Here is a 10510-nt window from a genome sequence, read left to right on the forward strand (position 1 = left end):
AGCCGGGGCCAGTCCCCAGCCGCTCGGTGGAGGGAGGGTAAACCCTATGTCAGATGTCTATCTGTCTGTTTTCGCCGGAGTATTCGGTGTTTTAACCTTTGTTTTCTTTGCCGCCGCGTATCTGTCGGAAGTCCCAGAGGCTCCGTCAGAAGGCGTTCTGGAAAACCCGCGCTGTCTTCTTTGTGGCGCTCTTGCCTGTTGCTGTTTTGGCAGCTTCGTCGCGCTGATGTTCTGCCTCACACTTATCAATCATTGAAGGAGCCTAACCATGTTCCCATCCATCAATCTCTCTGGTCGTGTTGGCAAGGATGCGACGCGCAAGACGTTCGGCAACGGCGGCGGATATGTGGTTTTCCGCGTAGCGTGCTCGAAGAATGTGCGTTCGCAGCAGTCCGAAACCGGCTGGCGCGAGCTGACCGAATGGGTCGAAGTCCGCGTCGATCTCCGGCAGGAGAAGCGCGCCGAGTATGTCGAAAAGAATGCGACACAGGGGCGGCAGGTTGAGGTCCGGGGCGATCTGCGTTCGGCCACTTTCCGGCCGCAGGGCGCAACCAATGATGTCACGATCTGGTACGTCGATCCGACGGATTTCGAATTCAAGGGCCGTCCCGCACAGCAGCGCGGGCAGGGGGCCGATGCTCCACCGGCCGACCAGTGGGAGGGAGAAGATCCGTTCGACCGGAAATAAGCAGGGGAGGGGAGCCGTCTTCGGGCGGCTCTTCACTTGCTTTTTCAGGCCCGTTCGCGCACATGCTATCGTGTCGTCGCGTGACGGGTTTACCCTCCCATATTTGCTTCGCAAGATGCAGACACGCGGCGACACCATCCCCATAAATTCTTGGTTCCGCTTGCAAAATCGGCTATTATGACCGCTTACCAGTCAGGAGCGAGCGTGATGGGACAGACCCTTTCCGCCAGACCGATCAGCGCAGAAGAATCCGCGCAGCGTCGTCGCGCCGTCGAGGAAGCCCGGGCGGCAAACTACCGGCAGGGATACGTCCATGATCCGGTTCTTGAAGAGGCGAACGAACGCTATATCCGGGGCGTGATTTCGCTCGAAGACCTGCGCCGCGAGATGCGCGACGCCATCCGGGCCGGTCGCTAATCCGCGGCCGCCATGAGTACCGGCGATCCGGGGCGCGGTTATACCTATCCCACCAATTCCAACGATCCGGATCAACAGGATGTCTTGCGCAACCGGCTGGACCTACGGTCGCGCGCGGCACTCAATCGGGCCGAATACAGGATCACCAGTGACCGCATGATCGACATCCGGCTGGGTTCAGGCCCGGCCGGTAATTTCGATGCGGCGCACCTCAAAGCCATTCACCAGCATCTCTTCGGCGAGATTTACGAATGGGCCGGACATACGCGCAACGAGCGGCCCGTTGTGGATGGACGACCGGTCGAGCCCATCGAATTCATGACCAAGGGCAGCACGACTTTCCTGCCGGGTTCGAGGCTCGATCGCGGGTTGGCCGAGGCATTCCGGCCGATCCGTGATCCCGATGTCCTGAAGGGCTCTAACGTCGAGCAGTTTTCCGCCGTGGCCGGTCGCGTCATGTCCGAGCTTAATTTTGTCCATCCTTTCCGCGAGGGAAATGGGCGGGTTCAGGAAGCCTTCATCGCCACGCTTGGGCAGAAGTACGGGCATGATGTCGATTTCTCCGTTATCACCAAGCCGCGAATGCTGGCCGCCTCCATCGCGGGTGCTGATGACCCTGCCAACCCGGCCATGCGTCATCTGGTCGAGGACGCGACGGACCGGGGAAGGGTGGCCGCCCTTCGGACAGCGTTTGAGCATCTGCGACAACAGGGTGCGGAGCCTTTGGCCCAGGACGTGCGGACCGCGCGTCCCGGCGAACAGATCACGGGCGTACTGGTCGCCACAGATACGCACAGCAGCAGCGTGAACACGGGAAAGGGCATCATCGTTGTACCGACGCAAGATCTCGGCCGCCAGAAGGCGGCCGCCGGCGACGACGTGACCGTGACTGTCAAATCCGGGTTCTCCGCAGCAGCGGCAGACCGCACAGCGCAGGAAAAGCCCGCCACCAGCCAGCGCGCTGCAAGCTACTGGTCCGGCCAGGTGCAGAAAGGGCAGGGTGCGCGATCCAGCCCCGCAGGCGTTATGAAGGAACCGGACGCGTCCGCGGCCAAACCGCGAGGCCCGAAGCTCCGCTAACCGGAAGGACCGCGCCCTGTTTCTTTCTCTCGAAACGCTCTGGTTGATTGGCGGCTCCTGCGTAATTGGTGCGGTCGTATGGCATGTCCGCCGCCGACCGCTTGGCAAGGCAACGCCGGCGACGCTCTCGGCCGACACGCCGGCCGAGAGCGTGCAGGAACCGCCCGAGCAGAACCAGACAGAGCGGGAAGCTATCCTGCGCAAACGCTATCAGCCCAAAGCCCTTCTATCGGATTGGGAACGCCGTGCCCTTCTTGCCTTTCGGGCGCAGATTCCGGCCGGACACTATGTCTGCCCGCAGGTGCGGCTTGCGGAGCTGGTAAGCATCGTGGTCGATCCACGCCGCTTTCCCGAGGCGTTGAATCGGGTAGCCGGTAAAAGTCTCGATTTCGTGGTGATCGAACTGGCGACGGGGCGGCCGGTCCTTGCCATCGAACTCGATGATAGAAGCCACCAGCAGCGACAGCGGCAGGACCGCGACCGCTTCGTCAACGATCTGATGGAAGCCCTCAACATTCCGTTGCGACGCTTTACACCGTCGATGACGCTCGACGTTTCCGGGCACTTCGCGCCCGGTCCGTCAGCGCGTCAGGTACTCGCGCGGCCAGCGCGCTAAAGCAGCCAGCGCCGCACATACTCCGCCCGCGATGAATGTCTTGTACGCAATGAGGATTCCGGCTGACCAGAGCAGCGACGCACCATGAATGAAGCAGAGCACCGCCAATATGGCGGCCGGAAGGCCGACGGCAAAAGCCAGCAGGGAGGCAAACGGGCGAAGCGCAAGCCGCAGGCCCGGATTGAGTGACATTCTCCGCATAGTCTGCCCTCCCTTATGATGCCGTGTCCCTGACTTTATTTGTTGTCCTGTGCAGCAGGAGGCCGAGGCGGCTCAAGCCAGAGCGGCGCGGCGCAAGCCTGTCGCCCGCCCTGATCGAAAGCATGAGCGCGGCAGGCCGATAGGACAGCCGGAATGTCGTTGTTCCGGACCAGTTCAATCAGGGCCGTCTCAGCGCCCGGGCCATGCTCCTGTAGCGCCGCGAACAGCGCCCCCTTGTCGTAAAGACCGTTCGTCCTGCCGTTTTTCCAGCCCGTGCCGTATCCGACACAGGCCGCCGTGATGGCGAGCACTCCGGCAATGCCGCCCGCCATGAGCAGCGTCTTGAGCTTGACCGTGCGTTCCTGAACCTTCACCTGCGAAGCGGTCAGCTTCAGGAGTTGGGGAGCCAGTTCCTGAACGATCCCGGCTTTCTGGCCTTCAAGTTCCAGCCGTCCAGCTTCGACCGCATCGCTTCGCGCGCGATCGAGGTCCGCGCTGATGTCGCGATACTTGTTGAACGTCGCCTTGTAGAGCGCGGCCTGAGCACCCAGCGTCTCGGACATCGCGTGCAAGGCAACACCCAACGGATCATCCGTCAGGTGCGCCTTGGCAATCGCCAACTGTAGATCCTGTCTTGCGCTGGCGATCGCGCCTTCAAAATCGTCTGCCGGTTCGTCCTGGCTTACGGAAGCCATGACATGATCCCAGCAAACCGGCGGTCCATCGCTTCGAGCCATGTCCGGACCTTTGAGCGGTCGAACATCCCGAGGGGAGGCGTGGTCAGGCCGTCGCGCGCGGCGCTGAACAGGCTCCGGCGGCTTTCGACGGCTGCCGCCGCATTGAGCCGGGGCATCCACAGCGGGACCGCCCCGTCCGTGACTTCATCCACGACCACGGCGCTTGTCAGCAGGCGGCCGAATGACTGATCGCGCGTGTGACCGATTTCCTTGGATGCCTCGTTGAACACGATCGCCCGCGCGTCCGGCGAAAACCCGCGATCGCGCAGTGTTGCAATCGGGGCCAGATCATCGACCTGCGACCCGACCAGCGAGATCAGGACGGGAACCGCGCCGGCCTCGGCAATCGCTGATGCGAAACCCGGCATTTCGGCCGCCGTCTCGCGCAGCGTGGTGTCGCCGCCGCCAAGATCGAGAACCGCCGTTGTCTGGTTTTCGACCGCGTATTCGATGAACCGCTGCATCCACTGCGCAACGCCTGCCGGATCGTCTGTGTTCGGTCGCGCCACGTCCTGAAAATACGACGAGAACGACGCATTGGTTGGGTCCAGATCCGCCATGAGGATCGGCCGGTTGCCCAGCAGAGCACGCTCGGCCGCCCAGCGCAGGAATGTGGTCTTGCCGGTCTTGCCGCGCCCGTTGACGAAGACGATCTTCGTCTTGCCGCTCAGGTCCATGCCCTCGGCAATCACCGGCTCGGCTTCTTCGACCTTACGCGGCGTGAAGGGTTTAACGTCAAAGACCGGTTCCTGCGCGAGTGTCTGGTTCAGATCGAACTTCGCAGGCTGGACCGGCTTCTTGGCAGCAGGCGCAGGGTTTTTGTTGCCTGATTTCGTGTCGCTCATTATGATTCCTCAGTCTTTACAGGACGATTAGTTAGCATTGCTAAAGCATCGGCTCTTGAGCGTTTCGGCCGCTCAGGAGCCGTTTGCGTTTTTACCGCCTTGGGTTCGGCTGTCGGGGGCAGAGGGGTTCGCAGTGAGATCGGCTTGAACTCCGGTTCGCCTTCCTCCCTTTCCGGGGCCTGTTCCAGCCACGCAGGCGAGGGGTCCGCTGACGGTCTGATGGACGAGGCAGCAGGAGCCGGTTTCACGCCTCCCGAGACGACTGGCGTTCTCGCGGGAACCGCTCGAACTGTCGTCGCCTCTGACCTGTCCTTCCGCGCCTTGTACGCTTTCGCGCGCAAGATCGACCCTTTCATGGGCACCTCGGTTTTATACGTGATGCGCGCACGAGCCATCGCCCGGCCGACATCATCCCAGGACCAGCCCGCACTCACCATCGCACTAAGCTCCGGCTCATGAGCGCGTATCCACGGCATCACCTGATCCTGTGGGGTCCAGTCCTGGCTGAACCGATCCGCAGCCTCCTGCAATTCCTCTTCAGTGCGAGGACGTTTGCTCGGAACTCCACGGATCGTCTGTCTGTTGGCGTTTTTCATGGCTTGAGAAAAATTGCATTTTTCTTCTCGTCCGTCACCTTCTTTTTTTATTCCGTAGCCTCTAGAGTGCCCTCTAACGTATCCTCTGATGTGTCCTCTTTCGTGTCCTGATACGTGGCCTCTATCGTATCCTTCCATGAGAGGTAGGAGGGTGAGGGGGGAGTGGCGTTTTTTCTACAGACCAAGTCATGCTAGACGCATGGGGTGAAAAGGTGCGAAAAGAAGGCACTGATTCCGGCGCATCGCCTTCCGATTCATTGCTCACGTTTTCGTGATAATGCCGGGAATAAGGAGCCCGAACCCTCATGGCGAAAGACACCGACGGGGCCTATCTCGCCCATGTTTCCGATACGCTGGAAGAGCACGGTAAGCAGCTCTCGGCCATTCAGACCGTCCTCGGGATGATGCTCGACACGCTTCAGGCGCAGACCGAAATGCTGACCGAAGTGCTGGCAGCCGCCAGAGACGAGCCGGGGGATTCTCCGGTCGCGCAGGCCCTCACCAACCTGACCGCCGCCGTGGGCGAGAATACCCAGGCCGTCAACACAATGGCCGAAAGCATGAATGATATGGCGTCTCTTCTTGTCGCTTCCGGTCACGAGGCGTCCGATACCCCGGCACCCTGATGCTGACCTATCGGACAGGCGCGGCCGGGGCCACGTCCGCCGCCAAGGCCATGAGCGAGCACCTGCTTCAGCAGACCCTTCCGCCCGAGATGGCCGTGATGGCGGAGTACTACGCGCAGGGTGTAAGACCCCCGACCCCGGCCGAGGCCGCTGCCACCCGCTATGCCGGCACCACGAGCGGGATGGATGACCTGGCCGACACGCTGGCAATGGAAATCGACCGCCTGCGAGAAGCCACGTCCGATTCGGACAACGTGCTGGCAGTCCGCGCAGCCGGAACCTTCGTGGCGGCCAATCTGATCGACCGGGCCAAAGCCGAGGAATTGTTGCAGCAACGCGCCGTGCCCTTCACTGCCGACGCACTTGATAGCGAGATCCGCAACGCCAGCGCCGCCCGCGACTACAGCAGTGCGACAGCCATCCCACGCCGGGACATGAATCCCGAATTGGCCGCACGACTTGGGATCGACCCCACGAAGGGCCTGACACCGGCCGAAGTCGCTCACCTTCTGAACGGGCAACGAGCAGACGGACAGGATATTCCGGGGAAGACGAAAAGATCGGCCACGGAAGCAATCGGCAAAATCTTCGAGATGGATGAAAGCCGATTGCCCACGAGATCCGAACTGGAAGCCGTTCTGGCGGGCAAGACGGTTTCTGGCGGCGATATACCTGCTAAGAAAGCTGAACGGGCTGTACGGCGTTTTACGGCCGTCCTTGGTGCCGATGCGGCCAGCCTGACCAATGACCAACGCGAAAACATCCTGTCCGGGCGTATGGCCGACGGGCAGGAGTTGAGTGTGTCCGAATATCACGAGCGCATGGACACCAGTCGCGCCCGGATCGGGTATGTGGATTTCACCTTTTCCGCCCCCAAATCGGTTTCCGTTGCATGGGCATTCGCCCCGACAGAAGCCGAGCGCGGAATCATCCTTCAGGCACATCACGACGCGATCGCCTCAACCATGCAGGAAGTGGAAAAGGTGATCGGACGTGCGCGGAAAGGCGACGCCGGAAAAGATGGCTGGGACCCCGCATCCATCGGCTGGGTGTCCTTCGATCATTATACGGCACGGCCGACCGTTGAGGTCATCCGGACAGACGACCAGGGCGAGGTCTTTACCGAGCTGCATACGCTCCGTCAGGGAGGGGGCCGGGTGCCAGGCGATATGCAGCTCCACACGCATACTGCCATTCTGAACGCGGCACTGACCGACGAGGGCCGCATGGGCGGCCTGTGGCTCGATCAGCTTAACGGCAAGGTCAAGGAGTGGGGCGCCGTCTATCAGGCCCACCTAGCGACGAACCTGCGCAAGCAGGGGGTCGATATGGTGCTGGACGAGCGGACGGAAATGGGCAGGGTTGCAGCCATTCCCGAGAGTGTCTGTGAACAGTTCAGCCGCCGCACACTTTCAGGAACGGCCGCCGCGCGTGCCTATGCGGCAGGGCAGGGCCTTGATTGGGATACCCTCGATGCCAAGCGCAAAATCGGCCTTATCAAGCAAGGGGTGCAAGATCCGCGCGGCGCGAAGTCGGACGATCTTACCGACATGGCCTCATGGCAGCGTACGGCCGCAGAGATCGGATACAAGCACCGGAGCATTCTCCGGCCCGATGAAATCGCACCCGAGCGCGATCGGGCCGAGCGCCTGGAACACGCCTATGAAGCTGCACAGCATGTCTTTGACAAGCAGCTTCAGCAGCGCGCATCTCTTGACTGTTCTGATGCCCGGATCGCCGCCGCCAAAGGATTGATCGCAGCGGGGATCGACACAGCAGCCGACATCAACGCCGTGACCGCAGCCATGCGCAATCGCGGCGTCCGCCAGCACGGACGTCAAACCTCCCTGATTTGGGGAGAAGTCAAAGACCCGGAAGGCAGAGAGCGGGTCGGAATCACGACCGCCCTTCACGAAAGCGAAGAGCGCGACCTGATCCGCATGACGCGCGAGGCCGCGAAGGATCGAAGCGGCGCGCTCACGGACAAGCAGATTGACCAGGCCGTCAAGGCCCATCCCGAACTCAGTTTCGAGAGCGCGCACGGGCAGGCCCAACGCACGATGATGGAGGATCTAGGGAAGGGCGGTCAGGTCGTCGTGGGGATCGGCGTTGCAGGTTCAGGAAAAACCACACTCCTGAAGCCGCTCGTAACCGCGTGGAAGCAGCAGGGCCGGGACGTTCACGGCATCGCCTTGGCCTGGCGACAGTCCGACGATCTGTCTGCTACGGGTATGGAAGTCGCCAAGACCCGCGCTCTGGAATCCTTCCTGCGCCGGATCGACAGCGGCAAGCTCAAACTCACCAAGAAATCCGTCGTCGTCGTTGACGAACTCAGCCTCCTGGGCACACGCCAGCTCAATGACATCCTCAGGAAGCGAGAGGACATCGGCTTCAAGCTGGTGATGATCGGCGACCCGAAACAGATGCAGTCCGTTGAGGCGGGCGCGGTTATCGAATTACTGCAACGAGGGCTGGGCAAGGAAAACATACCCCTCTTGGGGACGTCCACGCGCCAGATTCAGCAGGAAGAGCGCGAAACCACCCTTATGTTTCGCAACGGGCAAACCGAGGAAGCCGTCAAGCGGAAGGCGGAAAATGGAACCCTGCGTGTTGCACCGGGAGGCTACGAGGAAGCCATCAAGGCCGTGGTCGATCTCTGGCAGCAACGCCGTACGGAGAATGCCGATCGCGACAAATACACCCTTTCGATCTCCACCCCGACGAATGCTGACGCCCACAACATCAGCCGCGCGATCCGTGATCGCCGGCGTGAGCTTGGGGAGATCAGCGCGGATCTGATTACCATCAAGGCACAGGCTACCGGAGAAAATACCTCCTATGACCTGTCCCTGGCACGCGGCGACAAGGTTCGCCTGTTCCAGCGGACAAATGCCCGCTTCCTCGACACCAATTCAGGCGGGAATCTCGGCCGCAACGGCACTGTGGTTGAAGTCCGTGACGTACGCGAAGAGGGGCTGGTTCTGCGAGGGGCCAATGGTCGGAATGGACTGGTAAAATGGGACTCCCTCAAGGAGAAGGAAACCGGTCGGTTTCTGCTATCCTATGGGGACGCGATGACCACCAATACCAGCCAGGGTGTCACCGTCACCGAGCATATTTTTGCCATTCCGGCCGGGTCACGGAATGTCACGGCGTTCGGTGCTTACACTTCGTCCAGCCGGCACCGGGAGCAGACCTTTATGGTCACATCGGATGGCGCTGAACGGAGCGAGATTGCCGGCCGACGGCCTCTGGGGGATCAGCGTACAATTACCGCAACCGATGTCCTGAAAAATATCATCCGGAACTTCGAGCGCCAGCCCGAAAAAGAGACAGCACACGCCCTTCTGGAACGAGCGGAAAATATCCGGCGTGGCACCGTACGCGCTATGCAGCAGACAAAACAGGGTCTGGAAGCGCGGGAAGGAGAGGGCAAGCAACGTGCTACTCTGGCAGGCCGCTTCTCAACCCGCCGGCACGAGCAGAAGGCATCCGAGGGCCTTAAAAACACGGCTGAAGCCATGAAGGACCGAAACGGTATGATGGATCGGTTGCGTGAGATGACCAAAGCCTTGAAAGCGAAGGTCAGAACCATTCTCTCACGCAAAACCGAAGCCAAAGCGCAGGAAAAACAAAAGAAACGGCGCAGTGCGCGCCTATAAGGTAGGATCATGTCGGCAAATTATGAGCGTCCCAAGCCAATCGACACGATCCATTACCGGAAAGACTGCATCTTCCGCATTCGCTGCGGCTGCGGCCACTTCGTTGTCGAGCCTCTCGGTCAGTTTGCAACTGCTCGGGGGATTCCGGCTTCCACTCGCATCTATCGGATCATTGACCGCCTCAAATGCTCAAAATGCGGTGGATGCCCGACAGCCGAAGTAACACGATACTGATGATTTAGACCATTTATACTGTTGATTTTCACTGAGAACTGACCCGGGTAGGGCGGAAATTTTCATCCAGATTTGACCCAGCCAGATGCTATTTCAGGCATAGTCGGGCGGGCGGTCAAGAAGAGGATTTATCCTTCCTGTTTTTTGACGCGGCGGTGCTGGCGCGGAACCTGTAGCTGTCATTTCCTGTCTCGAGGATATGACAGTGATGGGTCAGCCGATCGAGGAGCGCCGTCGTCATCTTCGGGTCACCAAAGACGTCTCCCCATTCACTGAAGCTCAGATTGGTTGTGATGATGACACTGGTGCGCTCATAGAGGCGGCTGAGCAGATGGAACAGCAGGGCGCCCCCAGACGCGCTGAAGGGGAGATAACCGAGTTCATCAAGGATCACGAGATCCAGGCGGAGCAGCCTGTCGGCAATCTGCCCGGCCCGATTGGCAGTCTTCTCCTGTTCAAGAGCATTGACCAGGTCGACCGTTGACCAGAAGCGCGCCTTCTTGCGGTGATGGGTAATCGCCTGGATGGCCCGGGCGGTCGCCAGGTGGGTTTTCCCGGTTCCCGGGCCGCCGATCAGCACGACATTTTCGGCACGCTCGATGAAGTCCCCGCCATGAAGCTGGCGGACCATGGGCTCGTTGACCTGGGTGTCGGCAAAGGAGAACCCAGACAGGTCCTTGTAGGCGGGGAACCGGGCTGTCTTTGTCTGGTAGGCGATGGAGCGCACTTCGCGTTCGGCCAGTTCCGCCTTCATGGACTTGTAGCGGTTTTGTGCCGGTCAGGAAGTGCTTATGCCACTCTTGCTTCA

At 60.8% G+C, this 10510-nt stretch carries 12 protein-coding genes and 1 pseudogene; 9 read left to right on the plus strand and 4 right to left on the minus strand.

What is annotated here, in order from left to right; translation table 11 throughout:
• From B7444_RS09170 to B7444_RS09190, 5 genes are all read left to right on the plus strand, one after another.
• On the plus strand, positions 1-256 hold a 256-nt coding region (locus B7444_RS09170), incomplete at its 5' end, for a hypothetical protein (RefSeq protein ID WP_252365380.1).
• Between the two features lie 12 nt (positions 257-268).
• Positions 269-688 carry a single-stranded DNA-binding protein gene (locus tag B7444_RS09175; RefSeq protein WP_007284576.1) on the plus strand — a complete coding sequence of 140 codons (420 nt, stop codon included), beginning with the start codon at positions 269-271 and terminating at the stop codon, positions 686-688.
• A 207-nt stretch (positions 689-895) separates the two neighbouring features.
• On the plus strand, positions 896-1105 hold the full coding sequence (locus B7444_RS09180; RefSeq protein ID WP_007284575.1) for an antitoxin VbhA family protein: 210 nt from the start codon (positions 896-898) through the stop codon (positions 1103-1105).
• Between the two features lie 156 nt (positions 1106-1261).
• The gene (locus tag B7444_RS09185) at positions 1262-2185 is read left to right on the plus strand and encodes a Fic/DOC family protein (RefSeq protein WP_231502867.1); all 924 of its coding nucleotides are present in this window, start codon (positions 1262-1264) and stop codon (positions 2183-2185) included.
• Positions 2186-2228: 43 nt separating this feature from the next.
• Positions 2229-2801 (plus strand): DUF2726 domain-containing protein, encoded by a 573-nt coding sequence (locus tag B7444_RS09190; protein ID WP_007284573.1) that lies wholly within the window; start codon positions 2229-2231, stop codon positions 2799-2801.
• Here the strand turns inward: B7444_RS09190 and B7444_RS09195 are convergent.
• Genes B7444_RS09195 through B7444_RS09205 form a run of 3 tightly spaced genes read right to left on the minus strand, consistent with a single transcriptional unit; the run spans position 2766 to position 4584 of the window.
• Positions 2766-3002 carry a hypothetical protein gene (locus tag B7444_RS09195; RefSeq protein ID WP_231105563.1) on the minus strand — a complete coding sequence of 79 codons (237 nt, stop codon included), beginning with the start codon at positions 3000-3002 and terminating at the stop codon, positions 2766-2768. The genes B7444_RS09190 and B7444_RS09195 overlap by 36 nt on opposite strands.
• A gap of 35 nt (positions 3003-3037) precedes the next feature.
• The gene (locus B7444_RS09200) at positions 3038-3697 is read right to left on the minus strand and encodes a hypothetical protein (RefSeq protein ID WP_007284571.1); all 660 of its coding nucleotides are present in this window, start codon (positions 3695-3697) and stop codon (positions 3038-3040) included.
• Positions 3685-4584: a P-loop NTPase family protein gene (locus tag B7444_RS09205; RefSeq protein ID WP_007284570.1), complete on the minus strand. Its 900-nt coding sequence runs from the start codon at positions 4582-4584 to the stop codon at positions 3685-3687. The genes B7444_RS09200 and B7444_RS09205 overlap by 13 nt, the downstream gene beginning before the upstream one ends.
• 144 nt (positions 4585-4728) lie before the next feature.
• On the opposite strand from B7444_RS09205, the gene B7444_RS16765 reads away from it, so the two are divergent.
• From B7444_RS16765 to B7444_RS09225, 4 genes are all read left to right on the plus strand, one after another.
• Complete coding sequence (locus B7444_RS16765; protein WP_180952909.1) at positions 4729-5043, plus strand: hypothetical protein; 315 nt, start codon at positions 4729-4731, stop codon at positions 5041-5043.
• 442 nt (positions 5044-5485) lie between these two features.
• Entirely contained in the window at positions 5486-5806 is a 321-nt protein-coding gene (locus B7444_RS09215) for a hypothetical protein (RefSeq protein ID WP_007284568.1), read from the plus strand.
• A complete protein-coding gene (gene mobF / locus B7444_RS09220) occupies positions 5806-9468 on the plus strand; it encodes a MobF family relaxase (protein ID WP_007284567.1) in 3663 nt (1220 codons plus the stop codon). The genes B7444_RS09215 and mobF overlap by 1 nt, the downstream gene beginning before the upstream one ends.
• Before the next feature lie 9 nt (positions 9469-9477).
• Positions 9478-9702 (plus strand): hypothetical protein, encoded by a 225-nt coding sequence (locus tag B7444_RS09225; RefSeq protein WP_007284566.1) that lies wholly within the window; start codon positions 9478-9480, stop codon positions 9700-9702.
• A gap of 115 nt (positions 9703-9817) precedes the next feature.
• On the opposite strand, the pseudogene istB reads toward B7444_RS09225, so the two are convergent.
• Positions 9818-10456 (minus strand): annotated as a pseudogene (gene istB, locus B7444_RS09230) (IS21-like element helper ATPase IstB); the annotation flags it as partial.
• Between the last annotated feature and the right edge of the window lie 54 nt (positions 10457-10510).

Source organism: Gluconobacter thailandicus F149-1 = NBRC 100600, from assembly GCF_000964465.1.
GTDB lineage: Bacteria > Pseudomonadota > Alphaproteobacteria > Acetobacterales > Acetobacteraceae > Gluconobacter > Gluconobacter thailandicus.